17 protein-coding genes are annotated in these 26,343 nt (G+C 36.5%); 4 read left to right on the forward strand and 13 right to left on the reverse strand.

The annotated features are described in order from the left end of the window. Positions 1-169 precede the first annotated feature (169 nt). From mrcB to I6F65_RS08625, 4 genes are all read right to left on the reverse strand, one after another. The gene (mrcB, locus tag I6F65_RS08610) at positions 170-2,512 is read right to left on the reverse strand and encodes a penicillin-binding protein 1B (protein ID WP_166110531.1); all 2,343 of its coding nucleotides are present in this window, start codon (positions 2,510-2,512) and stop codon (positions 170-172) included. A gap of 156 nt (positions 2,513-2,668) precedes the next feature. Then, positions 2,669-3,898, reverse strand: coding sequence for an ammonium transporter (locus tag I6F65_RS08615; RefSeq protein WP_166110534.1), 1,230 nt, complete (start codon positions 3,896-3,898; stop codon positions 2,669-2,671). Positions 3,899-3,907: 9 nt separating this feature from the next. Continuing rightward, positions 3,908-4,246, reverse strand: a complete 339-nt coding sequence (locus I6F65_RS08620) for a P-II family nitrogen regulator (protein WP_024611922.1) — start codon at positions 4,244-4,246, stop codon at positions 3,908-3,910. Positions 4,247-4,480: 234 nt separating this feature from the next. Further along, complete coding sequence (locus I6F65_RS08625) at positions 4,481-5,704, reverse strand: response regulator (protein WP_024611921.1); 1,224 nt, start codon at positions 5,702-5,704, stop codon at positions 4,481-4,483. A gap of 392 nt (positions 5,705-6,096) precedes the next feature. On the opposite strand from I6F65_RS08625, the gene I6F65_RS08630 reads away from it, so the two are divergent. Continuing rightward, a complete protein-coding gene (locus tag I6F65_RS08630) occupies positions 6,097-7,614 on the forward strand; it encodes a S10 family peptidase (RefSeq protein ID WP_166110536.1) in 1,518 nt (505 codons plus the stop codon). A 39-nt stretch (positions 7,615-7,653) separates the two neighbouring features. On the opposite strand, the gene I6F65_RS08635 is transcribed toward I6F65_RS08630, so the two are convergent. The 4 genes from I6F65_RS08635 to I6F65_RS08650 all read right to left on the reverse strand — a co-directional run bounded on the left by I6F65_RS08635 (position 7,654) and on the right by I6F65_RS08650 (position 12,955). Then, positions 7,654-9,885 carry an ATP-binding protein gene (locus I6F65_RS08635; protein ID WP_197112466.1) on the reverse strand — a complete coding sequence of 744 codons (2,232 nt, stop codon included), beginning with the start codon at positions 9,883-9,885 and terminating at the stop codon, positions 7,654-7,656. Next, positions 9,872-10,681 (reverse strand): phosphate/phosphite/phosphonate ABC transporter substrate-binding protein, encoded by an 810-nt coding sequence (locus I6F65_RS08640; protein WP_166110542.1) that lies wholly within the window; start codon positions 10,679-10,681, stop codon positions 9,872-9,874. The genes I6F65_RS08635 and I6F65_RS08640 overlap by 14 nt, the downstream gene beginning before the upstream one ends. An 85-nt stretch (positions 10,682-10,766) precedes the next feature. Beyond that, positions 10,767-11,429 (reverse strand): START domain-containing protein, encoded by a 663-nt coding sequence (locus tag I6F65_RS08645; RefSeq protein ID WP_166110545.1) that lies wholly within the window; start codon positions 11,427-11,429, stop codon positions 10,767-10,769. Positions 11,430-11,434: 5 nt separating this feature from the next. Beyond that, positions 11,435-12,955, reverse strand: coding sequence for a CYTH and CHAD domain-containing protein (locus I6F65_RS08650; RefSeq protein ID WP_166110549.1), 1,521 nt, complete (start codon positions 12,953-12,955; stop codon positions 11,435-11,437). Positions 12,956-13,169: 214 nt separating this feature from the next. On the opposite strand from I6F65_RS08650, the gene I6F65_RS08655 reads away from it, so the two are divergent. Beyond that, complete coding sequence (locus tag I6F65_RS08655; protein WP_024611915.1) at positions 13,170-13,775, forward strand: TIGR04211 family SH3 domain-containing protein; 606 nt, start codon at positions 13,170-13,172, stop codon at positions 13,773-13,775. A 35-nt stretch (positions 13,776-13,810) separates the two neighbouring features. On the opposite strand, the gene I6F65_RS08660 is transcribed toward I6F65_RS08655, so the two are convergent. The 5 genes from I6F65_RS08660 to I6F65_RS08680 form a co-directional block, all read right to left on the reverse strand. Then, entirely contained in the window at positions 13,811-14,872 is a 1,062-nt protein-coding gene (locus I6F65_RS08660) for a DUF21 domain-containing protein (RefSeq protein WP_166110552.1), read from the reverse strand. Between the two features lie 22 nt (positions 14,873-14,894). Continuing rightward, on the reverse strand, positions 14,895-16,247 hold the full coding sequence (locus I6F65_RS08665; RefSeq protein ID WP_166110555.1) for a magnesium transporter: 1,353 nt from the start codon (positions 16,245-16,247) through the stop codon (positions 14,895-14,897). A gap of 302 nt (positions 16,248-16,549) precedes the next feature. After that, positions 16,550-17,299, reverse strand: a complete 750-nt coding sequence (locus I6F65_RS08670; protein ID WP_024610605.1) for a serine/threonine protein kinase — start codon at positions 17,297-17,299, stop codon at positions 16,550-16,552. A gap of 153 nt (positions 17,300-17,452) precedes the next feature. Next, complete coding sequence (locus tag I6F65_RS08675; protein ID WP_197112468.1) at positions 17,453-17,917, reverse strand: MarR family winged helix-turn-helix transcriptional regulator; 465 nt, start codon at positions 17,915-17,917, stop codon at positions 17,453-17,455. A gap of 141 nt (positions 17,918-18,058) precedes the next feature. Then, entirely contained in the window at positions 18,059-19,726 is a 1,668-nt protein-coding gene (locus I6F65_RS08680) for a methyl-accepting chemotaxis protein (RefSeq protein ID WP_166110564.1), read from the reverse strand. A 613-nt stretch (positions 19,727-20,339) separates the two neighbouring features. Between I6F65_RS08680 and I6F65_RS08685 the strand changes: the two genes are divergently transcribed. Together I6F65_RS08685 and I6F65_RS08690 are read left to right on the forward strand one after the other, a co-directional pair. Next, positions 20,340-23,051, forward strand: a complete 2,712-nt coding sequence (locus I6F65_RS08685) for an endo alpha-1,4 polygalactosaminidase (protein ID WP_166110567.1) — start codon at positions 20,340-20,342, stop codon at positions 23,049-23,051. After that, positions 23,051-26,335, forward strand: coding sequence for a tetratricopeptide repeat protein (locus tag I6F65_RS08690; protein WP_197112470.1), 3,285 nt, complete (start codon positions 23,051-23,053; stop codon positions 26,333-26,335). The genes I6F65_RS08685 and I6F65_RS08690 overlap by 1 nt, the downstream gene beginning before the upstream one ends. Positions 26,336-26,343: the final 8 nt, after the last annotated feature.

Genomic DNA, 26,343 nt, shown 5'->3' on the forward strand with positions numbered 1-26,343 from the left:
AACTATCATTTTTTTGTCAAAATATGCACGAAGAGCGAACCCAAAAAGAGATAAAGAAAAAGGACGATTAAAATGCGGCCTGAATCCAATTATCTCTTAATGTCTAACCTATGAGCAACAGTTAAACAAGAAAGCCGCTAAAAAGCAGCTTTCTTGTTTAACTTAGTTATTACCTTATACACTGTGGTCTTGGCTCGAACTCGCTTGCTCTAAGTGGCAGCTGAATTACCTTACCGCATCCTGGCGGAGCTTGTTTACCCGTTTCTTCATTAACAAAAGCCCAGCGAATAGAAGGTGGTCGAGTATCAGCTATAGATTGCGGGTTAAGTGGCTTTAAATAACGAATATATGCTTCAAGCGCCCCTACACTCCCTGTTAGTCCTGTACTTTTGTTGTCATCTCTGCCTAACCAAGCCACTGTTACCGTATTTTGATCAAACCCTGCAAACCAGCTATCACGTAAATCATTACTAGTACCTGTTTTTCCAGCGAGTTGAATTGACGGAAAGTGTAAATTTAAACGCTTAGCAGTGCCGTCTTTCGTTACACGTTTCATGGCATATTTAGTCATGTAAACAGCACCTTTATCAAAACGTGGTTCTGACTTTACAGTATGTTTATAAAGAACTTTACCCACTGAGTCGGTTAATGCTGAAATAGCTGTAAGCTCTCTGTATTCACCGTCAGCAGCGATAGTGGTATATAACTGTGCAACTTCGTAACTCGACATTTCTAGAGCACCTAAAAGCAGCGAAGGATATTCATTTATCGCGCCTTTAGCACCTAAACCTTTTAATGTATTTGCTACTTGATCTACACCTACATCAAGCCCTAAATTTACTGCGGGAATGTTTATGCTACGGCTAAATGCTTTATAAAGCGGGATAGCACCTCGATACTGATGATCAAAGTTTTCTGGCTCCCATACTTTTCCCTCTTCATTCGTTACTTGTAATGGCGAGTCATCTAGTAACGTCGCTAAGTTATAATGAGGAAGTTGTAAAGCAGTTAAATATACTGAAGGCTTAACTAAAGAACCTATATTACGTTTTGTATCTAAAACGCGATTAAAACCAGAGTAACGAACATCACGCCCTGCGACTAATGCCGATACACCGCCTTTTTCTACATTAACAGAGATCATTGCCGCTTCTAGCTTTTCGGTTTTAGGTCTATTTTCTAAATACGGTAAGCTTTTTTCAATCGACTCTTCCATCGCCGTTTGTTTTTGCAAATCAAAATAAGTAAATACTCTTACACCTGCATCAAGTGTTTGCTGATCAGGTAATAACTTATTTAGCTCACGGTTTACTAACTCTAAATAACCTGGGTACGATTTTTGTAAACTTGCTTTCATTGGTGCAATATCGATAGGTCTATTTAACGATGCTCTATATTCTTTTGTATTTAATAGTTTATTTTCAACCATTAAACGAAGTACCAAGTCACGACGCTCCATAGTACGTTCTTTATAACGACGAGGATTGTAGTAAGACGGTCCTTTAACCATAGCCACCAGCAATGCTATTTGGTCGTATTCAAGTTCATCTATAGGTTTTGAAAAATAAAAATCAGAAGCTAAGCCCATACCATGTACGCCTTGGTTATAAGACTGACCAAGGTAGACTTCATTTAAGTAGGCTTCTAAAATTTGATCTTTTGAATAACGATAATCCAAAATAAGCGCTATAAAAGCCTCATTTACTTTTCGTAAAAGTGATCGCTCGCGCGTTAAATAAATATTTTTAGCTAATTGTTGCGTAAGTGTACTACCACCTTGAACGGTGCGCCCTGCACGTATATTGCTATAAAGTGCACGTAAAATAGAAAATACTGACACCCCGTGATGCTCATAAAAATTACGATCTTCTACAACAAGTAACGTATCTTTTAACATTGCAGGAAACTTATCAAGCGGCACAAACTCTCTATCTTGTTTTGAGTCGTTACCAATTCGCGCTATTTGTACGGGCTCTAATCTGGCGTTATTTAAGCGTCTACCAAATTTATCTTTTATGGTTGCTACTTTTTGTCCTGCAAAACGAAGTTCAATAACATGAGACTCCTCAAGCCCATCATAAAATTCAAAGTCACGACGATAAATTTTGATGCTATCAGCAGATTGAACAAATTGCCCTGTACGGCTTAGCTTATTTACCGACGTGTAATTTAATCGCTCAAGTTCCCATATTACTTCTTGGCTTGATAAAAACTGTCCTGGGTAAAACTCCATAGAACGCGCATAAACTTGTGCAGGTAATTGCCACTTATTGCCTTCAAATTGACGAGTGATTTTTGAGTCTAAATAAATGAAGTACATCGCCATCGCTATAATTACAGCTAAGCTAAACTTCCAAAACACAGACCATGTTTTTCTAACAAACGAGCGTTTAGCAACAACAGCAGTTGTTTTTTTAGCTTTTTTAGAAGCACCTTTTTGTGGCGTACTCGATGATTTACTCGCACGTTTAGTTGGAGACTTACTGGTAGGTGTTTTTTTATTATCAGCCATTTAAGTGTAATTTATTCCAAAGGTTATTTGCAAAGTGGATCTTAGCATATAGCCCATAACCCTAACACCTCAAAAGTTAACCTTCCCTGAAACCAAAAAAAGCCCTACCGAAGTAGAGCTTTGAGTGAACACACTATAAATTTACAAAACTATATTTTAGCCATTACGAACTGATACAAACTCAGGGTATGCTTCAATACCACAGTCATGTTGATCCATACCATTTAGCTCTTCTTCTTCTGTAACGCGTATTCCCACTGTTTTGTTAAGTACAGTCCAAACAATAAACGACGTGATAAAAACAAATCCAGTGATACAAAGAAGACCAATTAACTGAGTAACAAAGCTAGCTTCGCCATTGGTAAGTGGTACTAATATAATACCTAACGCACCACACGAACCATGAACAGAGATAGCGCCAACTGGATCATCAATTTTAATTTTATCGAGCGCTATAATACTAAATATAACAAGCGCACCGCCAAGTAAACCAAGTAAACAAGCCATTAACGGAGATGGTGATAATGGGTCTGCAGTTATAACAACTAAGCCTGCTAATGCACCATTTAAAACCATTGTTAAATCTGATTTACCCCAAAGTACTTTACATACGAACAGTGCTGAAATTGCACCCATTGCAGCAGCTGCATTGGTATTAAGCAGTATTTGACCAACCGCAGTTGCATTTTCTTTATCAGAAAGTAGTAATTGCGAACCACCGTTAAAACCAAACCAACCCATCCACAAAATAAATGTACCTAGCGTGGCAAGTGGTAAGTTAGAACCTGGAATAGGATATATTTCGCCATTTTTTCCGTATTTACCTTTACGAGCACCTAGAATTAGTACGCCAGCTAATGCTGCTGCTGCGCCTGCACCATGCACAATTGCTGAACCAGCAAAATCAACAAAACCCATTGTATGTAAAAACCCTCCACCCCATTTCCAGTAACCTTCAATTGGGTAAATAAATCCCGTAAGCACAACAGCAAAACCTAAGAAAGCCCATAGTTTCATACGTTCAGCAACAGCGCCCGATACAATCGACATAGCTGTAGCAACAAACACTACTTGGAAGAAAAAGTCAGACTCTAAAGAGTGACTAGCATCAGCCGCTTGCGTGCCAATTAAAGCGCCTATTGATGGAATAATCCCACCCTCTTCATTGCCTACATACATAATGTTGTAGCCAACAAGTAAAAACATCGTACAAGCGATTGAGTATAATGCGACATTTTTAGTTAAAATTTCTGCTGTGTTTTTAGAGCGAACTAAACCCGCTTCTAACATGGCAAAACCTGCCGCCATCCACATTACTAATATACCTGAGATTAAAAAATAAAAGGTATCGAGTGAAAATTTTAGTTCTATTATTGTATTTTCCATGATGCCTCCTTAAAGCGCTTCTTCGTCAAGTTCACCAGTACGAATACGAACAATTTGATCTAAGTCGTATACAAAAATTTTACCATCACCAATTTTACCCGTTGAAGCAATTTTAGTAATTGCTTCTACAACGCGTTGACAGTTTTCAGTACGTGTTGCAATTTCAAGTTTAATTTTAGGAATAAAATCAACCTGGTATTCTGCACCACGATATAACTCTGTATGACCTCGTTGACGGCCGAAACCTTTAACGTCGACTACAGTCATCCCCTCAATACCTAAATCAGCAAGTGCTTCTCGCACATCGTCTAATTTAAATGGTTTTATTATTGCACTAATCATTTTCATAGTGGCCCCCTTTGGACGCTTATTGTTATTCTGTTTGATAGATACAATCCAACCTTTGTGCCACTATTTTATATAAATTAAAAACAATAACTTAAGTTCAAAAGCAAAATAAAAGACAAAAAAAACGCACCATCTAGGTGCGTTAATTTAACAAGTTAGCTACATTGGTGCATTGAGTGTTTTATTCTTCTTTAAAAGCGACTAAAAACCTTAAATCAGACAACGCTTTGTTTTCTATACAATACAGTTACGACCTCTACTTTTAGCTTCATACAAAGCTGTATCGGCAACGCGCATTGCATCAGTAAGACTGGTATTTTGAAAATCTGCGACACCTATACTTGTTGTGATGGTTAATGGCTTATCTGTAATAGAAAAATCATAACTTGCCATTTTCTTTCTAAATGCTTCTAAATATTCACGCCCTCGGGCAAGCTCTATATCAGGTAAGATAATCGCAAACTCTTCACCGCCTACTCGTGCAACCGTAAAGTTTGAAAACGTAGAGCGCATTAATGAACCGACTTGTTTTAAAGCCTGATCGCCACCTTCATGCCCAAATGTGTCATTAATTTTTTTGAAAAAATCAATATCAAGCAATGCGAGCGTGTTTTTTTGATTTTTATTTTTTAATAGTTTTTCTGCATATTGATAAAAGTAACGGCGATTATAAAGCCCTGTTAAATGATCTCTAAAGGCACTTTCTTTTATGTCGGCTATTAAAGAAAGCTGCTCCATTGTTTGTAATACTCGACAATGAAACTCTTCATTCATAAATGGTTTTGTTAAAAAATCATTTGCACCATATTTAATAAATCGTGCAGACAAACCATGCTTGCCGGCACCTGATAAACCAATAATGGCCAAATCGTCGCGACCTCTAAAATTTCTCACTGCTTTAACAAGCTCAAAGCCATCCATTGTAGGCATTGCATAATCGGTCATTAATAATTTTATATCTGGATTAGCTTTTAATATATCAAGGGCTTGCTGACCGTCGTGAGCGTCTGTTACATCAAATAGCTGTTTTTGAAGCATTTGCTTCATCAAAGAACGGCTCAGCATTGAATCATCTGCTATAAGTGCCTTACAGCCTTGGTTTCTTAATAGCTGAGCAACTAGCTTAACGGCGTAATGATACGAATCACGATTATCTTTAATAACATAATCAACAACACCGAGTTCGAGCATTTGCTGGCGTTTATATTCATCAATTTTAGATGTTAGAACAACTGTTGGTATTTTTTTAGTTAAAGTGTACTGCGCAACTTCACCGTGTGGTGCATCGGGTAAAGTTAAATCAACTAAGGCGAGTGAATAATTATGTTTTTCAACATATGTTTTGCATTCAGCTAAGGACCATGCAAAATCAATTGCAACATCAAGGTACTGCGCAGTTAAGTGGCGTAGAACCTGTTGCACTACTTTACTGTCTTCTACCACTAATACTCTTTGCATAGACCTTCTCTTTACTTCTGATTAATTTTTATAGCCGTAACTACAAATAAAAAATAATAAAACTATATTTTTGCAGCTTTAAACTACAAAAAAGAGTAAATAAAACATCCGGTAAGTATTGTTGTAATGTGCTTTAAATATTAAAGCGTATTCCATTAGATTTATTGAATGAGCTTGTATACAAAAAAGATACAAACTAGGACGCAAATATACCGGATTTTTGTAATTAGCTAAATAAATAAACATAAAATAGTGTTAATAAGGTGCATTACACAGCTCTTTAACACTTATTATTTTTACTTAACCAGTATTATCGGCCACTAGTCTCAATACCTTTGTTATTTATCTCATTTTTATCTTTAATAGCGTATCAACAATAATAAGGATACTCCATGAAGCTTAGTCGTATTATCGGTTTACCGGTAACTGTTATTGCATTAATACTCAGCACTGCCTCATTTGCAGATAATCAACGTCGTATAGATGTTGATAGTAAAGTTGTAACTCAGCATAAAGCTAAAATAAATGGTCAGCGCTTTACTTATACTGTAGCGACTGGCACACAGCCTGTTTGGGATGATAAAGGGGATGCCGTAGCCACATTGCAATACACTTACTACACACGCGATAAGGTAGACGATAGAACAACTCGTCCATTATTAATTTCGTTTAATGGCGGACCTGGCTCAGCCTCTGTATGGATGCATCTTGCATATACGGGTCCTCGCGTATTAAAAATTGATGACGAAGGCTACCCTATTCAACCATATGGTGTAAAAGATAACCCTTACTCCGTACTCGATATCGCCGATATTGTGTATGTAAACCCCGTTAATACTGGTTACTCTCGTGTACTTGAAAACGATAAAGGTGAAATTTTATCTAAAGCAGAACAAAAGAAAATGTTTTTTGGTGTAAATGCCGATATTAAATACCTTGCAGAGTGGCTTAATACTTTTGTAAATAGAGCTGAGCGCTGGCGCTCTCCTAAATTCTTAATTGGCGAGAGCTACGGCACAACACGTGTATCTGGTCTTGCTCATGAGCTACAAAACAGTCAATGGATGTATATAAACGGTGTTGTACTTGTATCACCTACCGATATTGGTATTAAACGCGACGGCCCAATTAAAGCAGCTAACCGCCTACCTTACTTTGCAGCAACAGCTTGGTACCACAAAGCGCTTAAAGCCGACTTACAAGCCAAAGACCTAGATGAGTTATTACCTGAAGTAGAGCTGTTTACTGTAAACGAATTAATTCCAGCACTTGCTAAAGGTGGTTTTATTAATGCTGACGAAAAACGTCGAGTTATTACAAAGATGGCGCACTACGCTGGTTTATCAGAAAAGTTTGTTGAGCAAAATAACTTAGATATCCCTACTCAATTCTTTTGGAAAGAGTTGCTACGAGAACGAGGACAAACTGTTGGTCGTCTCGATTCTCGCTATTTAGGAATGGATAAACGCGATGCTGGAGAATCTCCTGACTACTGGGCAGAACTTACGTCTTGGTTACACTCATTCACACCTGCTATTAATCACTATTTACGCGAAGAGCTAAACTATAAAACAGATGTAAAATATAACTTATTTGGCAACGTACATCCGTGGGATAGAACTGGTAACAATACAGGTGAGAATTTACGCTTGGCAATGGCGCAAAACCCTTACTTAAACGTAATGATTCAGTCTGGCTATTTTGATGGCGCAACCAATTACTTTGACGCTAAATATACATTATGGCAATTAGATCCAAGCGGAAAAATGAAAGATCGTTTGAGTTTCAAAGGCTATAGAAGTGGACACATGATGTACCTTCGCCATGCCGATTTAGAAAGTTCTAATAACGACTTACGCGACTTTATTGAGCAAGCTTTACCAAAAGAAGGGCAAGCTGCAAAATACTAAAAAACACTCATAAAAAAATGGCTCTTTATGAGCCATTTTTTATGTGTGCTTTTCATGTCGCAAACAATAGCTTTTAAGTTGAGTTATTACATCGTTAAAACATAACTCTAAATCACTTATTATTTCGCTTTTAACAGCTTTCTTTTCTGCAAGCAATTCAACGTGCTCGCATAATTGGGCAAGTTTTAAAGCAGCGACTGATTTGGATGAAGACTTTAAACCATGCGCCTGAAACGCTAAGTCAGTGTAGTTTTCGCTTATCGCGTAAGCATTTATTAGTTTTACTTGCTCACCTGCTGTTTGTAAAAATGCGTTAAATATCATGCAGTGAATAGCTGGATCATCGCCTAACATCGCTTTTAATAGTGTAATATCTAATTGATCAAAGCTATCTGAAACTATATCTTTAATATCTTGTTTTTCTATACTTGTATTTACCAATGCTTTCGAGTGCTTCATTAGTAGCATCTTTAATTTAACAAGTTCTATTGGTTTTGTTAAAAAGTCATTCATCCCACTGTTATAACAATTATCTATATTACTTTTAGTAATATTTGCAGTAATTGCTATTATAATAAGTTCGTTAAAAGAGCTATGTTCACGTATTTTTTTTGCTAAGCCTAATCCGTCAAGTAAAGGCATTTGAATATCAGTTAATAAAATATCAAAGTTATTACTTTGCAGGATTTGCCACGCTTGTTCTCCATTACTTACAAAAGTAGAGCTAACTCCTAACATGGTTAGTTGTTGCTTTAAAACTTGTTGATTTGTTACCTGATCCTCAGCAACTAAAACTTCAAGAGTAGGCAATGTTACTGCATCTAAATTTTGCTTTGTTACTTCTGGTATTTGTGCTTGTGCAGGTAAATGCGCTTGTTCAAAACCATTAAAAGTTAAGGTAAAGCATGAGCCTTGTTCTTGCTTGCTGTGCACACTAAGCGAGCCTTGCATACGCTCTACTAACTCTTTGGTAATCACTAAGCCTATACCTGTGCCATTCACTTTGCTGGTTTCTGCGCCTAAACGGTCAAAGGGTTTAAATAAACGAGAAATATCATCAGGAGCAAAGCCACAACCTGTATCTATTACATCTATTTCACACTGCTTTGTACTTAAAACTCTGCAGTTAACATTAATGCTGCCATTTGGCTTATTGTATTTTATTGCATTAGACAGCAAGTTAAGCATTACTTGTTTAAATCGGCGTTGATCAATATAAATACTCAACCCCTCAAGTGCTTCAAAGCCTTGGGTTGTAAGTGTAATCGATTGCTCATTAACCAGTTCTGTTACTAATTCTACTGACTCTTCTAATATATTTTTAACTGGAACGTAAGAAAAATTAAATTGCATATTACCCGACTCAATCGAAGTTAAATCAAGCACATCGTCTATAAGTAATAATAAATGCTCACCTGCTTGGTAAATACTTTTCGCATTTTCTTTATGAACTTTATTTGCTTGTTCATCATACTCATATAATTGAGACAAACCTAAAATTGCATTTAGAGGTGTTCTTAATTCATGGCTCATACTTGCCATAAAATCAGACTTTGCCTTGCTTGCTGATTCAGCTTGTATACGCAATACATTTAGCTTTTGATGGTTATTAGCAACTTCATCAACCATGTTATTAAATGCACTAATAACACTGCCAACTTCGTTTTTTTGTTGTTTATTAATGTGGCAATCAAAATCACCTTTCGCTAGCTGTGCAAAAGCAAATTTAAGCGTTCTTAAAGGCGATGTAACCCTATAATCCACCAGCCAAGCTACACCAATAAAAACTATAACTAAAATTATAAATTGTATATATATTAGCGTGTAATGAAGCTTTGATGATTCATTTATTTCATTTGTAAAATTAACAACCAAGCTAATATTGGCAAGTGATTTATCTAAAAATTCAACCTGTTGAAATAACAACATATCACCATTCTCATTAGCCCCTACCCATGTTTCGAGAGGGTACAACTGGTTTCCTGTTTCAGAATCAACAATTTTTATGCTTTTCCAATTAGGACGGGTTTGCAACTGGCTGTCTATTTCTTCATAAAGCTCTGCATATTGCCTTGTTAATAATGGTGTAGTAAGCGAGGTAGATAATTGAACTAAAGAACGCTGAGCTGCTTTTGACAAACCATCATTTACCCAGCGTGCTTGTTCAGGTAATGCGTAAAATATAAAAAGAAAAGCCATTAGTAGCCCACAAAGCAATACCACAATAAAGCTTTGCGCTCTTAAGCTACGAAACCCTTTAATTTTCAACATAAAATGAGCGTAAGCCCCATTGGGTTAACTGTTGGTATTCAGCTAATGTTGCAATACTCGGCTTAATAATTGGGATCTCTTCAAGCAAATATTTAAATTCTGGATCTTGTCCAATACTTAAAATAGCCTGCTGTACTTTTAGCTGTATTGCAGGGTCAACCCTTGGATGAGCAACAATTGGATGACGGCTTATTTCACGTGTTTTATAAAGTATATCAAGCTTATTCTGTAAGTTTTCTGGTTGTTGCTTAAACGTCCCCATTACGCCACCGCCAGCCATAGTTGAGCGCAATGCTACATTTAAATAGACCGATGGATGGGTTTGAACATAAACCGGTTTAATAGTTATTCCATATAATAAAGCTAAGTCGGCTCTCATTAGTAATGAAGCACCTAATGCATTTGGTGCTGGAAATGCAATCTCAGCCCCTTCAAGTTGGCTTAACTTAGTAATACCGCTGTCTTTATTTACAACTAAAATACCTTGAAGTTTACGCCCTGCATCTTTTATTAACGGTAAATATCCTTGTTTTTCATGTGCTATAACACTATGCCAAGGATTCATATAAGCAAAATCGTATTCACCATTAGCAAAAGCTTGTTCAAATACAGGGATCGATTCAACCGTAATTAACTTAATCGTCACTCCGGTCTGTTTACTTACTTGTTTAAGCAAAGGCTGCCAAATTGCATTTAGCTTTTGTGGCTCATACTGTGGTACAACACCAAAGGTATACTCTTGAGCAAATAATAGTAAACTGTGCATTAAACATAATATAGCCACTAAATACTTCATTAAATCTCCAAATAATAGCGCGTAATTATTATTAGCTTAGTTAAATACTGAGAAACCCACCATAAAATTATTATTTATTCGGTATTTAACACTGACCAGCTTTAATAATAGGCGGTTTTGCTTGATATTCTTTGCTAATAAGTATGTTGCGTAAATTTACGAGGGTTTTATGAGTACTTTTAAGTCCCACTTTATTATTAAGCCATGTAGGAATAGAGCCGCCTGGTAAAGCATAAACCTGATAGGCAATATTTAAATCGTCACCTTGTTTGGTCAACAACCAGTGTGCATTTAAAGTAATAACCCTTACAACCCCTTTGGCACGAGGTAGCGAGTCGGCTCTAGCCTTAACTACTAACTGACTTTGAGTTGGTGTTAATTGTGAGTAGCAGGAATAAGTAATTACATCTCTATTAGCAACAGGCCAAGGAGAGTCAAAGTAACTATATACAAGGTTTTCGGATGGGCTTAAATGCTTAATAACATTTACTTTTGAGGCGTTTTCTATCCATTGGGGTGCGGTGTTTGTATCGCTAAGCAATTCTAAAAAATCATTAGCATTTACATTACTTACTGTAACTACCCCTCTTACTTCAAATGTATTATCACTGTGGCTTTGATAATACACACTTACTCCATCTTTGTTATTATACAATTGCCATTTTGGCTCAGAGTGAGCGTTAAAACATTGAACTAAAAATAAAATACTAATGCACCTTTGTAAAAAATTAACGTTACAAAAATGCATTGTTGTTATTGCCAATAAGGTTTTATATCAAAAGAAGCTAGTCGGCTTTGCTCCATAGCACTTATTAAATATTCAGATTTTTGATCAAGCCAAGATTGAATTTTTGCTAAATGTTCATCCTCTTGACCCGCACATAGTTGCTTTAAATACTCCAAAGTACTCAGCTCATACATACCATGAGAAATATCTAACCAAGGTAACCTAAACTCTAACCGTTCTTCTTTATCAAATAAAGTACCGAGGCAATTACCACTTAGTAGACTATTTTCAAGCTGCGAACGTAAATCAAGATAACCAACAACATCCATTGTTTGTTCTTTTGGTAATAGTTGATGTAAGTTTTTCCAGTCTTTATTAAAAAGTCTATTAGCAATTGACGATACAGGTTTCTCTGCAGCTTGAAGCTCTACTTGTCCCCAATCTTTACGCCATTGCTTATCAATCAACCAAGTTGTTAGTGACAGTAATAAGCGGTTATAACGTGCGCTATGAAACAATGCGTTAATATCATCAATACTCGGTTGTAGTTCTTTTAAATCGCCGATAACTTGCGCCAACGCGGGAGCTGCATTTATTTTTTTATAAAAAGCATGGCGTTTAGATGTATATGTTTTTAACTGAATTGCATTTTCTACCCATGCTAATTCACTTAATAGCCACTTAAGTTCTGTACGTAAATGATCTGTACTCTCTTTAGACACAATATCGTCGTATAACCAAAAAGTATGGCGGATTAAACTAATGCCATCGGTTACTCTTTTTAGTGTTTTTAAGCTCGGCTTGTCAAAATAGCATTGCTCATGTTTTTGCACAAAACGAATACCAAAGTTCATTGCTGCTGTTAACGCACTTTCTTGACTTGCGTTACTTGGCAATTGAACAAAGCCTATAGACTTGCTTGGTTTTAATGGTTTTTCATCTGCAAGGCGATAACCACGAGCAGCTTTAGAATATAATCCTAAACGAATACAGTTTTGGCTAACCAATAGGTCTGCAAAAGCAAACAACTCACTACGGCTTCCCTCAACAAGTTCAATTTCTAACTCGCTAATAATCTCAACTTTGCCCGCAGCTGCAACTTCACCTTTATCTAAAACAACTTCAATTTTGCCACCTGTTTCGGTTTCGATTAACCAAGTACGGCGAATAAAGTTAGTACTAAATATAGGATATAGGTTTTTAGAAACGCTACTCACCTGCATGCCATGCGGCCAAATATTGGCATTAAAAGCCATTAAATTAGGACGATTTGACTCAATAGGTAAATTGTACTCAGGTCGTTGATGCAAACCGCCAACAACTTCACCGGCAAGCTTTATAGTTTGCTCGCATTGGGTATCGGCACAACGTGTCCTAAAGCCAATATCAAGCGCTCTAAGCTCACGGCTTGGCGTATCATAATAAGCATTTTGTAAACTACGCGATGGCTTATTAATAACTGTTTTTGCAAATTGAGTAATTAATGAGGGGATCAGTGGAATAACGGCATCTGACACCAAAAACTTCAGTTCTATCTCAGTATCCATTCGGTTTGCGGATTACCTTTAAAATAAATAAGTGCTCAAAATAAACAAAGCGCATCCACAATGCAAATTTTTTAACCTTATTTATCCATCAAAACCAGAGCTGAGTTACAATATCAGTCTTGCTATTACGTTATTTAATCCATACTATCTAACTACTTATGTGAAATAAAAATCATGTTCATAACGGACGCAGTTAGATCAACAAGGTAGATAAATGCTAAAACATTGTTTATTAGGGCTACTTTTAACAGCCACCACATTTATGAGTTATGCAGAAGAAGCGCAAGTAACCAACTCATCTGATGCAAAAACCGCTTATATTATCGATAATTTATATACATTTATGCGCTCTGGTGCGAGTAAAAATTATCGACTACTCGGCTCTGTAGATGCTGGAACAAAGTTAACCTTGTTATCTGCTGAAGAAAACGGCTTTATTAAAATTAAAGATGATAAAGATCGAGAAGGTTGGATAGAATCTAAGTTTGTTACTAAAACAGCAGGATTACATCAGCAATATAAAACGCTTAGTAGCGAAATGAGCACGATGCAAGAAAACCTTCGCCAAGCTCAAATAGAACTTCCGCAACTGCAAGAACAAAATCAAACTTTAACTGATCAAAACTTACAATTATCTGATCAGATCACTAAATTAAAAACAACGCTTGAACAAGAGCGCACTCAAAAAGAAGCAGCAAGCTCTAAAGAGAAACGCCAATTGCTAACTTACGGTGGTGCTATCGCATTTTTGGGTCTGTTTTTAGGTATTATTTTAACAATAGTGTTGTCGCGTCGTAAACGCTACGAAGGTTGGGCGTAAAACTAAAAACGCTTAACACTAAAAACAAAGCCGCTTTAAAGCGGCTTTGTTTTATCTGTATTTTCATGAAGCTCGAGTTTAGGTGCACTCATTCCCTTCAATAATCGACCAAATATATCTGCGCCAGTAATAATGCGCTTCTCATCACTCCACACTAATACTACATCGTGATCAATTGCTCCATCAAACGATTTATCGAGTGAATGATTAGCACGTATTTTTAAAATAACTTCACTTAAACGCATAGTCTCATCGGCCACTATGATAGGTCGATGGCAGTAATGGTATGGATCAAACGTTTCTGGTTCAAACAATGCAGAACGTAAAAAACCATCAGCATCAACAACCAATAACGGCCAGCCATCTTCGTTAGTAATAATTACCCAGTTGTAACCCGACTTATGTAACTTACGTAAAAATTCATTATCAGCGGTTAAAGTAAGCTCTGGAAAAATAGGCAAATCAAGTTTGGTTGGTAACGATATAATGGAATCTGGGTCAATTACCTCCCCTTCTTTGGTTACGCTTATTTCATCTAAACTAAAAAAGTTAAGCGCACCTATACCCTCTACATGCTGAACATCAGCCTCTTCAGCCTCTATGTGTTTACGAATAATGCCTCTAAGCTCGCTTTCAGCAAAGTAGGTAATACCTTCTTTACCTAGCCATGCATCAAGTATTAAGGCTGTTGGCTTAGCCACTATATAAAACAGTATTTGATAAAACTTGATAAGTGGTGAGAGCATACTCGCCATTTTTAATGCATTACGCGAAAAATAAGCTTGTGGCGTTATTTCACCAATAATTGTAATTGCTATTGTTGAAAACAAAAACGAACTTGCGCCCATTAATACCGAATCAGAAAGAAGCGTAAGCAGTACGTTAATACCTACATTACCCCATAAAATAGTCGATAGTAAAAAGTTAGAATCGTTTCGAAGCGCCATCACTTTTATAGCTGCTTCGTTGCCTTTTGTGCTTTCCATTTCGAGCTGTAACCGGCTTAGCGAAAAAAACGCTAAGTTTAAGCCCGAAAATATTGCAGATTGTGAAATACACAACGCAATAGCACACCAAATCATGACTTCAAAGGTCATTATATTTTCCTGTTAAAAAGGCTTATAAAAGCAATAAACTGCCTAAACCTAAAAAGGTAACAAACCCAACAATATCAGTAACGGTCGTTAAAATAACCGAACCCGATAAGGCAGGATCAATTTTCATTTTGTCTAAAATAGACGGAATAACAACGCCAGCAAGTGATGCGGCTACTAAATTTAATAATATTGCAACGGTAATGGTAATACTGAGCATTAAGTCGTTAAACCATAAGAAAGTAAGCAAACCAATTACAAATGCCCACACTAACCCGTTAACAGCACCAACTCGTAACTCTTTTTTAAGCAACGCGCTACGGTTTGAATCTGTAACCTGACCTAACGCTAAACCACGCACAATAACGGTTAGTGTTTGGCTTCCTGCAATACCCCCCATAGAAGCAACTACAGGCATTAATACAGCCAGTGCTACAACTTGTTCTATAGTTGCACCAAACAAACCTATAAACCACGACGCTAAAAATGCCGTTGCCAAATTAATGCCTAACCATATGCCACGGTTTTTAGCACTTTTTCGCACACTTGCGAACAGGTCTTCGTCTTCTCTCAAACCACCGGCTTTAGCAGCAGCTTCATCTGCTATTTCTTGACGTAGTTCGTAAGCCGAGGCAATTGTTAATCGACCCAATAATTTGTTATCAGCATTAACCACTGGTAGCGCCATTTTTTCACTGTGGATCACCACTTCGGCGGCTTCATATAAATCGTCATCGGCATGCAACGATGAAAAGTCATGATTAGCCAATGTCATTAAGTTATCGCCATCACCCGCTTTAATTAAATCATTAACCGCAACCTCGCCTATTAAGCTGCCTTTACGGCTTACTAAATAAATGACCTCACTGTATTGCGGTAAACCTTTATGCAGTAACTTTTTAGCACCACCCGCAGTTAATTTTTCTGACACTTTTAAAAAGTCAAAACCTAACCAGTGACCAAGCTGCTCTGGCGGATATTGTTGAGCTAAATCGTATTGCTTAGTTTGTGCTTCATCGAGTTGTTTTTTTGCATATTCAACAAAACGTTCTGGTATAACTTCTTCAAGCTCTAGCAGTTCTTCTACGTTTACCTCGTCAAGAAGTTTAAATGCATCAACGTCTTCTAGTGTTTGCAATAACCATAAACAGCTATCTTCACTTAAATTAACGAAAATTTCGTGTTGCGTGTCTTCGTCAAGCAACTGCCAAATTTCAAGTCGTTGCTCTTTTGGAATTGCTTCAAAAAGTAAAGACAAATGCTCAGTAGAGAGCGTTAACTGTGCATCAGCTAATAATTTGTTTTTGCGCTCTGTTGTATCGCACTGCAGCAAATCATTTATAAGTTGTGGAAGTTGATCAACTGGATACTCAATCATCTTAAAGCCTTAAAAAATCATTATGTTATGTAAAGAGTGTACCTTAGCTATAAATAAATGCTGGTAATATTTACGGTTATAAAACATTAACTACTTATTTTTGCGCATTGTATGTGTAAAAAATAAAGAGCCCTAATGTTTATTTTAAATTTATAAAAAAGCAGAATAATGACCTATATTTTATAGTTCACAGCACTGAGGAATACTACAAATAGCGTACTTTAAAGCTGATATTAAAATAGCAGGCATAAAAAAAGCCCACGATAAAATGAACTCATGGGCTTTAAAAAACATGTTAAAAACTAAAGGCGCTCTGTAATACTGCGTACTATGTCAGAATTTAAAAACTGAGCAAAAATACCAGCCCCCCATGCGTAAGTTCTTTGTATTGGATAACCTTTAAATATCCAACGTTTACGAACATGATTAAAGCGTACTAAATAGTCTTGCTTAGCTTGTGGTAAAGGCTCTACTGAAAGCTTATTCCATGCTTTATAAACGCCCGACATATCAGTGCCACGCATAAACCGCTGCAACCATCTAGGAAAGCGCGCAAAGCTAATCGTTGACTGAAAATCTATAAAATAAGGTTTTCCATCAGTGCCACATAAAATATTTCCCATATTACGTAAATCTAAATGGACGATACCTTTGCGATGCATTTTTGCGACTTGACGCTCAAGTTCGCTAAAAAAATTAACTGGTAGGGTTTTATCTTCATGGATTAATGAACGCAGTGGCGTACCTTCAATGTAATCATAAGCGACCGCTATGGGTGATAAACGGCAAAAGTTATTTGCTACAGCATTTAAATCAGCTAAACGACTCAGACCTTTATATTCTTGATTAACCGAAATACGTGCAAACGATTTACGAATAAACCATGGACTTTGACTAAAGTCTTTAACAATCAAATCAAATTTGTCATCTTTATATCGATACACAATTGCATTAGCAAAACGTCCTTTATGAACAACGCTTAAATATTGTTGCTCAAATATATGCTTTGGAAACTTGTGTTGTAATTGTGCTAACAAATCGTTTTTAATCATAACAAACCCAACATAATAATAACTTTAATTGCCTAGGCAACTATATTACCAAAGTTGTATTTCACACACAATAATAGTGAGTAGTTAGCTTGCTAACTTTTTTATGTTAGATAGAACAATTCTGAATAAGAGACTACGATATAAAAGTTTAGGTTAAGCATCCAAGTTATTAATGGCTCTAAATAATAAGCCTGCAATCTGATCTTTTTCGTTATCAGTAAAACCATTCAGCGCTTGCTTATATACATCGTTTATTATTGGTAAAATTTCGGGGTACAACACTTTACCTTTTTCACTTAAGCATAAAATGGTAGAGCGTTTATCAAATTCACATTGTGTTTTGGCTATTAAACCTTTTTCAAGTAAACGATTGAGTAACCGACTCATTGCGCCACGGTCATAAACCATGTGTTCGCATAACTCAGCCAAAGTGCTAACGCTGCCTTTAGCAAGCAATACAACAACAATATATTGAGCGGACGTTAAATCCATAGGTGCTAACTTAAGGTCTATGTGTGCAACCAATCTAGAACGTAAAAACGACACCAGCCGCCCTAAATCTAGCTCAAGGTCTAATTCTTCATTATTACAGCTTTTGATTGAAGGTATTTTTGACATGTTCAACTCACTACTTAACATATTAATTTGCAAGCAATAGACTTTAGCTACAATAAAAAATTCAATAATTTTATAAAAAACAAAAATAAAAGCCGTAACAAAAAATGTTACGACTTAAATAATAAATTTAATTAAAGCTCTTTAAATTTTAAACTGACCTACTAAATTACCTAAACTTTCACCTCGTCCAGCTAAGTGTTCACTAACCGTCGATGTTGTTTTACTTGATATAGTAAGCTCATTTACAATTTCTTGTATAGCAAACACATTGCGGTTTATTTCTTCAGACACACTACTTTGCTCCATAGCCGCTGTCGCAATTTGCGTACTCATATCATTAATTGAAGTAACTGAGCTTGTTACTGCACCTAAACTTTCAGAAATTGCACGTGACGATTCAACCGAACGGTTACAACTATGCTGACTTGCTTGCATTGCATCAACTGCAGCCGTTACTAGGTTATGCAACTCGCTAAGCATTTCGCTTATTTCTAACGTACTTACTTGCGTTCTACTTGCTAAGCTTCTTACTTCGTCAGCAACTACAGCAAAGCCTCGACCTTGCTCACCTGCACGTGCAGCTTCAATTGCAGCATTAAGTGCCAATAGGTTAGTTTGCTCTGCAATCCCGCCAATTACACTCAATACGCTATTAATTTTTTTAGATTGATCGCTCAAAGAGTCAACTTGCTTAGCTGCAATGTTTATTTCACCCATTAGCTTTGAAACTTCGCTTAATGAAATATCAACACACTCTTGTGCTCTAGCAACATCTTGTGTTGCCGCTTGAGTAGATACTGCTACTTGAGTAGTATTTTGTGCGACTTCGTGTGAGGTTGCCGACATTTCGGTTATTGCTGTGGCAACTAAATCTGTTTCATGGTTATGGTTTAATAACTTTTCTTCTATTAACTGCGTTTGCGTATTAATATCGCTAGAGGCTGTTTTAACATCGTGCGTTACATCTACTACATTAGCAATAATGCCATGTAGCTTACTCACAAACATATTAAATGCTTCACCTAACTGACCAATTTCATCCTGAGTATGAATCTCTAAACGTTTAGTTAAATCGCCATCACCTTTAGCTATATCGTCAAGGCTTTGTACCATTCCTTGAATCGGTTTTACCATAGCATTAGCTGCAACAAGTGCACATATAACGGTTAACACAACCCAAAATAAAGCAATTAGCAATAAGGTTGTTACCTTGTCATTCATATGACCTTGCATTGTAGCTTGGTATTTATTCAACTCGACATCTATATCATCCATATAAGCACCCGTACCAATCATCCAATCGGTGCCTGGTATCATATCGGCATAACCCATTTTTTCGACTAAGCCAGTGGCATTTGGTTTTTGAAAGTGATAGTTAAATGCCCCGCCACCCTTACGTGCTTGATCAAGTAGCCCTACTATAATTTTTTTACCATTAGGGTCTGTCATTCCTATTTTATTTTGCCCTTCAATTTCATCACCAAGTAATGCATGAAAAACGCTAACCCCGTTAGTATCGTAAATAAAAAAGTAACCACCTTGCCCAAAAGTTAAATCCCTTAATGCATCTTTGGCATCTTGCTCTGAACCTTGTGCCAATTGATAGCGAACAATTTTAGTAGCAATTTCAACTTCTGTGCCTAGTAAAACTTGTTTGTCATTTATTAATTTAGTTTTGAATGAATTAAAATTTTGCTGTTGATTTTTTGATTCTAAATAGTACGAACTCAGCATCAAACTAATCAAAAGCAACATAAGTGGCAAAATAGCTAATAACAATAATTTGTTTTTTAAGCTTAAATTACTCATTATTTCTCCGAAATATAACAACGGTAAATTTGAACAGCAATGACATAAATATAACAAAAATCAATGAATTTTTGCCACCACTTATAATTGCCATAAAGGATACAATTTATATAACTACATTTTGCTTACATTGCTACATTAAAATATAAACATTGGTAATAAATTAAATATATATTAAAGCCAAATCATTGAATTAGCTAATTTTCACGTATTATAGTCGCGGCTAAAGTGTTTTAATACTTAAAACATTGCGACCTTAGTCTTAATTAAAGCTACACAGGCAACCCATTAATCCGATATAATTTACTAATATTGAATTGAAAACACTTTAATTTTTTTGATCTTTAGCAAGCAAACCTACGTATTGGCTACGTTTTACCTTTGGTAACTAATATACCACTAGGTATATACATTATTATTTGTCAATAAAAAAGCCATTAAAAACACAACAATTTAACAATTATAATGCAATAAAACACTTGAAAAATTATATGGTTTTTTATTTTTATTAACATATAATAGCACTATATTACTAATACGAATTACCTAGAATTAAAAGCGGAACAGACATCATTTTGAATCGTCTCCTTAAACAAAGTGAAATAAATAATTAATGAAGTATATTTTATATCTTGCGCTTTTAGTCTCTGCCCATGTGCTAGCAAAGCCAATAACTAATAATAGTATTGCCTTTTACTACTCTGAACCTATGCCCCTAGCTGAGATGACCTTTTACTCACGCGTTGTAGTACAACCCGAATCAGTAACCAAATATGAGCTAGATTGGTTTAAGCAACGAGATATTTCTGTTTATGCATATTTAAGTGTAGGTGAATCTTTTGATAAAAGGGAATCTTCTCTTAGTGTTAACCCTAACTGGAATAGTCATATTGCCGATCTAACATCAGAGCAATGGCAACAGCAGCTACAAAAAAATGCAGCTAGTTTACGAGACCGTGGTTTTAGCGGTTTATTTTTAGATACTCTCGATAGTTACCAGCTTTTAGATACAAAACATAATAAACAAGATCAAAAAGCCGGTTTAATATCGATTATCAAAAAATTATCAACAACATTTAATAAACATTTAATACTTAATCGCGGCTTTGAGCTACTACCGCAACTTAAGGGAGTCGCTACAGACTTAGTTGCCGAAGGTTTATATAGCCATTACAGTCCTGTAGACAACAGCTATAAATTAACAACTGAAAACGATCAAACATGGTTAAATTCACAATTGCGTACGGCGCAAAATTTAGGCTTTAAAGTACAGGTAATTGATTACGCAAAACCTGATAAACGTTTAGCTATGGCACAAAAAATAATAGCCGCAGGGTATGCACCTTGGGTAACCGATGGACACTTACAAACATGGGGTACATCAAGCATTAACCCTGTTCCTAGGCGCATATTAATACCGTACAACAGTAATATTAAACCTTTAATTTACACGACGGTACATTTAAAACTCGCAACTATGATTGAGTACTTAGGGTATATTCCTGATTATATTGATGTAGCTAAACGAGATTTACCAATAGTTGATCCGAGCCTACATGCTGGGATTATTTCATGGACTAATAGTGATGAGTTTTACACTCCAACTATTACCAATTGGCTGCAAAGCAACTTAGGTGTTGTGCCTGAGCTGATCATGGGTGAATTGCCACAGTCGACAAAATTGTTACTAAACTTAGGTATTGAAGCACTTAATATATTACCTGAAGGTCCCTATGAACTTAATTATTTTGCCCCGTGGTTAAAAGGTGAAGCAACAACACCTCCAGCAATAATAAAACCTTATTTACTTAAATTAGCACCTAATGCTAGCGCACTTATAAATATAAAAGCAGCTGATGATAGTATTATTGTTCAAAGTGCTAAAACAAAATACGGTGCCGTGGTTGTAGCCCCTTGGCTTATAGACACCTTACCAATGGAAGGAAGTAAATGGGTTATTGACCCCCGTACACTTTTAACTAAAGCAATGGAACTTCCTCCTATTTTAGTACCCGACACAACAACGCAAAGCGGTCGACGAATGCTAACACTGCATATTGATGGTGATGGATTTACAAGTGTTGCGCACTATACTGGTAAGCCATATTCTGCTGAAGTAATTCGCGATGAAATAATTAAACGTTACAAGCTTCCATTAACGGCATCCGTGATTCAGGCTGATATTGAAAAAAGTGGTTTGCATTCAAAGCAAAGCCCTAAGCTTGAACGTATTGCACGCAGTATTTTTAACTTACCTTATGTAGAAATTGCTTCACATACATATAGCCATCCTTATTTTTGGACTGCATTATCAGGCCTTCGAAAAGTAGATGAAAACGAAATTGATTATGGCTTTCATCTAGATGTACCGGGGTATGACACTATAAGCTTAAAAAAAGAAATTACAGATTCAATAAAGTACATTGATGAGAAGCTCACGCCAAAAAATAAAAAAACAGTCATGATGCTATGGTCTGGCGATGCAACGCCTGGACCTAAAGCACTTGAGCTAGCTCGTGATGCTGGTGTACTGAACGTTAATGGCGGTAATACTGATGTAAATGCCGATAACCCAAGCCTTACTCATGTATCGCCAATAGGTAGGCCAGAGCGCGATTTGTTATATCAAATCTATACTCCTATATTAAATGAAAATGTATATACAGATTTATGGCATGGACCCTTTTATGGCTTTAAGCGCTTAACTGAAACATTTGAGATCACAGAAAAGCCTTATAGATTAAAACCATATACTATTTATTTTCACTTTTACTCTGGTGAATTACCAGCAGGACTAGATGCTTTAAAACATAATATTGATTACGTGCAAGCAAGACCAAACACACCAGTACATTTAAGTCATTATGCTAAAATAGCAAAAGACTTTTATTTTTCAGCACTGGCCAAAAACAGTGACGGTGAATGGTTATTTAGTTCAAAATATATCCGTACTTTACGAATTCCTACTGATTTTGATATGCCAAATATTTCCCAAAGCCAAGGTGTATTAGGAGTAACTCAAAAAGGTGATTACGTTCATATTATTGATGACATAGCTCGGCTTAATTTTGATCATAGTAAAAGCACTAATAAACCGTATTTAGCTTCTGCAAATGTTGTTATTGATAATTGGCAAGTAAACGGTGCTGTTAGCTTTAAAGCTTGGGTACCTGCTTCGCTTGATTTAATAAATGCACGTTCTTGTCAGTTTATATCTAATCAAGGGACCCGATTTAAGGGCGTTACACGAGGTAAGTTAACTCATTTTGAAATACCAGCTGGCAACTTTTATGGCTATCTTAACTGCAATGGAGTCGCTCGATAATGAACACTAAAAAGCGTCCTCAGTTAATTTCTTTAAAAACAATATTAGCCGTATTGGCAGTAAGCTGTTTTGCACTATATGCGCTATTTCCTCACACTTTATTTATAGAAGATGACACTCTTTCACAAGATTACACTTTTGAAAAGTCGTACCTTAATGCTGCGCTAAACACCGACCCTAATAACGAAAAATTGCGTGCTAAATTAGTGGAGTTACATATAGAGCTGAGTGAATACTCAGAAGCAACAAGGGAGCTTGAAAAGCTTCCTAAGAGTGAAAAAAAGTCAGCACTTGAAATAAAGCTACTTTATTCTTTATGGTTAGCTAGTGGTGCAAAAAAAGATGACCATTTTGAAAACCTATCTCTAAAAATTGGCGCATTTAAACACTGGGATGAGCAAGTACTTACAATAGCTAAAGCAATTGGTTTAAATGCAAAAGTAGCGCAATATTATCAAAAAAATAATAAGCCGCTGCTTGCTGCTAATTACTGGTTAAGCGCGGGCGAACCAGCAAAAGCATTATTAATTTATAAAGCCAACATAAATGCTGATATTGCAGCAAAAGCAATTGAAACAGCACTTGGAGCTAATGACTCAGTGCAAGCATATGCATGGTGGAAAGCATACGGTGACCAAAAGGATGTTAAACGTACACTTTATTTAGCTAACTTAGCTGGTAATACCGAAGATGCGGCAAACGCAATTGAAGACTTATTAAAATTAGAACCAAATAGTACTCAGTACCTTACTCAAGCTATGCATTTGCGTTTAGCTAATGGGGATGCAAAAGGTGCTGAACAATTACTAGCAAAATTACTCGATAAAAATCCAAACGATAAAGAACTTCATTTACTTAATTGGAAAATTAAACGCTGGCAAAACAAACCAAAAGAAGCATTAAATGAGTTTAAATGGTTGATGGCTAATCATGCTGTAACACCTGCAATGCTTACCGATAGCGTAAATGATGCTACCGCTTTGTATTTATATCAAGATGCCAACGATATATACGCGTACAAAGCTCAAAATAGACAATTAAAAGGTAATGGCTTTGCTAAATGGATGCAAACGAATGAGTTTATTGGTAATGCTAAGCAAGAGCTAAATAACATAAACCGCTTTGAACAAATTAATGGTAAAAGTGCTCTGTCGCAATATTGGAAAGCAAAAGTATTACACGATACGGGTAACTTAAAAGATTTAAAAGCACTGTGGCCAAGCTACAAAGGACCTAAAGAAGAAAAAGATTTACTTTGGTTTGCGCGTGCTTTTTGGCTTGAAGATGACTTTAAAACGGCATTATCTATTTTAAAAAATAAACAGCAGAGCACCGACGGCGAGTTTTGGACTGCAAGAGTAGACATGGCACTTCGCGTTCAAGATAAAAAAGAAGAACTTTATGCATTTGAGCAACTAAAAGCGATTAGCACGTTAAGTGTTGGCGATATGCTTCATTATCAGCAATTAAAGTTTGAAGGCAATCCTAAAGGTTTACTTGATTATTTATGGAAACAATCGCCACTTCAATCTAGACAGATCATTAAAATTGCTCTGTTAAGTACACAAATAGATGATGCAGAATCGGTTGCTCGTGTTCATGGCGAGCTTGAAAAGCAACGTTACAATAAAGAACTTTACCCTGCGTGGTTAATTCTTTCAAACTGGTATCAAAATCAGAGTGATTTAAATGCGGCTTACACGACCTTAAATCGGGCTGCAAAATTAAGTGAATACAATCCAGATGTAGTGTTAGCACAAGGTTGGTTGGCATTACAAATGCACGACACGGTAATGATACAGCGTATTTTAGACAACTACTCGCAAGGCGAAACCAGTTATTCATGGTCGCAATTACTGGCCAGCTTATCTATTCATGAAAAATCTTATAACAGCGCCTACTTTTACCTGCGTAAATTGGCGATTGCCGATCCGAGCGATTTAACAACACTTGTAAATTTAGCCGATGTAATGCGATTGCTAGGTTATTATGCAAACGCTACCGAGCTTAATCATTACTTACTACAACATTTACCTAAAGATAAATATGCCTACAGGGGATTAATGATCCGCTGGGCTGGCGCTATGGCTATTCCTCATTTGATGCAGTTCAATTCAATGGATGAGCTTGCCCCTGATGCCATTGGTCAACCCGCTGCAAATTGGTGGCTAGCCAGAAGAGCGGCTCAAAAATTAGAACCGTGGCAAAAACTGCAACTGTATATGACTAATGGTGAATTTAATAAAATTAAGCAACTTATTGCTGAAAACACATTAACAGATGCAGACGAGTTAAACGCCCTACTCTATTTAAGGCAGCCTTACGCCACAATGCAACGTTGGTATGAAGAGCTGACCGAAGAGCCTGATGAATCACAATTAAGCCTAGTGCGTAATGCGCGTGCTTCGTACTTTAGAGCGCTTGAAATTAACTTATCACCAGAGGCTGGTTTAAATAGTAGCCAATACGACATTAATGTTTATTTTCCATATGCGAACGGTCAATGGAAGTTAAGCCTAAGTAACCAACAAAACTTTAATAACAACGGCTTATTGTTTGCCATTGAAGATAAAATAACGTGGGGTCGTTGGTATTTCGATGCAAAAATAGACTCTCATCAAGGCAGTTTAGCAAGTCGCCAAGGGTTTAGTTTAGACTCTCGTTACCAGTGGGATTCTCGTACGCAAGTTGGATTAAAGCTTGAGCACAACGTAGAAAACCGCCAGTCAGAGGCATTACTTAGCTTTGCGCAACTTGATAAAGCGACAGCCTACGTAAACTACAATATTGATGGCAGACAAAGTGTGCAACTATCAGCTGCGGCAATGTCTTTTTCACGACGTGATGATGGAAGTTCACTTATTAATGGACAAGAATATAACGCTCGGTATCAATACAGTATTTTAAAAGACAGACCAATTTGGACTGCTTATTTTAGTGCGCAATGGCAAGATTTTGAACGTATAAATGCGCTTTTAAATACCGGTAATGACATCCCATTAAATATAGATATTCAGCCTTTTAGACGCTTTGCTTTAGGGTCTTCTTTTGCATCAAATGGCTCGTTAGAACCTCCATATTTAGGTGAAAGCCCTTCATGGTTATTTGATATAAGCACCGGATATCAAACAATAAACGATGATATTGATGTGTCGGTTTCAAGTGGCGCTGGGTGGTCTATTTTAGGTGATGATTTATTTAAATTACAGCTGGGTTACCAAAGTAGTAATAAAGTAGGTAACTCAGATACACAATTACAATTAGGATATTACGTACATTTTTAATGTTAGGA

Source organism: Pseudoalteromonas sp. SWXJZ94C, from assembly GCF_015864385.1.
In the GTDB taxonomy this organism is placed as follows: domain Bacteria; phylum Pseudomonadota; class Gammaproteobacteria; order Enterobacterales; family Alteromonadaceae; genus Pseudoalteromonas.

Excerpts from the sequence above, each read along its gene's own strand:
- mrcB (WP_166110531.1), bottom strand. The coding sequence starts at position 2,512 with ATGGCTGATAATAAAAAAACACCTACCAGTAAGTCTCCAACTAAACGT.
- I6F65_RS08615 (WP_166110534.1), bottom strand. The coding sequence starts at position 3,898 with ATGGAAAATACAATAATAGAACTAAAATTTTCACTCGATACCTTTTAT.
- I6F65_RS08620 (WP_024611922.1), bottom strand. The coding sequence starts at position 4,246 with ATGAAAATGATTAGTGCAATAATAAAACCATTTAAATTAGACGATGTG.
- I6F65_RS08625 (WP_024611921.1), bottom strand. The coding sequence starts at position 5,704 with ATGCAAAGAGTATTAGTGGTAGAAGACAGTAAAGTAGTGCAACAGGTT.
- I6F65_RS08630 (WP_166110536.1), top strand. The coding sequence starts at position 6,097 with ATGAAGCTTAGTCGTATTATCGGTTTACCGGTAACTGTTATTGCATTA.
- I6F65_RS08635 (WP_197112466.1), bottom strand. The coding sequence starts at position 9,885 with ATGTTGAAAATTAAAGGGTTTCGTAGCTTAAGAGCGCAAAGCTTTATT.
- I6F65_RS08640 (WP_166110542.1), bottom strand. The coding sequence starts at position 10,681 with ATGAAGTATTTAGTGGCTATATTATGTTTAATGCACAGTTTACTATTA.
- I6F65_RS08645 (WP_166110545.1), bottom strand. The coding sequence starts at position 11,429 with ATGCATTTTTGTAACGTTAATTTTTTACAAAGGTGCATTAGTATTTTA.
- I6F65_RS08650 (WP_166110549.1), bottom strand. The coding sequence starts at position 12,955 with ATGGATACTGAGATAGAACTGAAGTTTTTGGTGTCAGATGCCGTTATT.
- I6F65_RS08655 (WP_024611915.1), top strand. The coding sequence starts at position 13,170 with ATGCTAAAACATTGTTTATTAGGGCTACTTTTAACAGCCACCACATTT.
- I6F65_RS08660 (WP_166110552.1), bottom strand. The coding sequence starts at position 14,872 with ATGACCTTTGAAGTCATGATTTGGTGTGCTATTGCGTTGTGTATTTCA.
- I6F65_RS08665 (WP_166110555.1), bottom strand. The coding sequence starts at position 16,247 with ATGATTGAGTATCCAGTTGATCAACTTCCACAACTTATAAATGATTTG.
- I6F65_RS08670 (WP_024610605.1), bottom strand. The coding sequence starts at position 17,299 with ATGATTAAAAACGATTTGTTAGCACAATTACAACACAAGTTTCCAAAG.
- I6F65_RS08675 (WP_197112468.1), bottom strand. The coding sequence starts at position 17,917 with ATGTCAAAAATACCTTCAATCAAAAGCTGTAATAATGAAGAATTAGAC.
- I6F65_RS08680 (WP_166110564.1), bottom strand. The coding sequence starts at position 19,726 with ATGAGTAATTTAAGCTTAAAAAACAAATTATTGTTATTAGCTATTTTG.
- I6F65_RS08685 (WP_166110567.1), top strand. The coding sequence starts at position 20,340 with ATGAAGTATATTTTATATCTTGCGCTTTTAGTCTCTGCCCATGTGCTA.
- I6F65_RS08690 (WP_197112470.1), top strand. The coding sequence starts at position 23,051 with ATGAACACTAAAAAGCGTCCTCAGTTAATTTCTTTAAAAACAATATTA.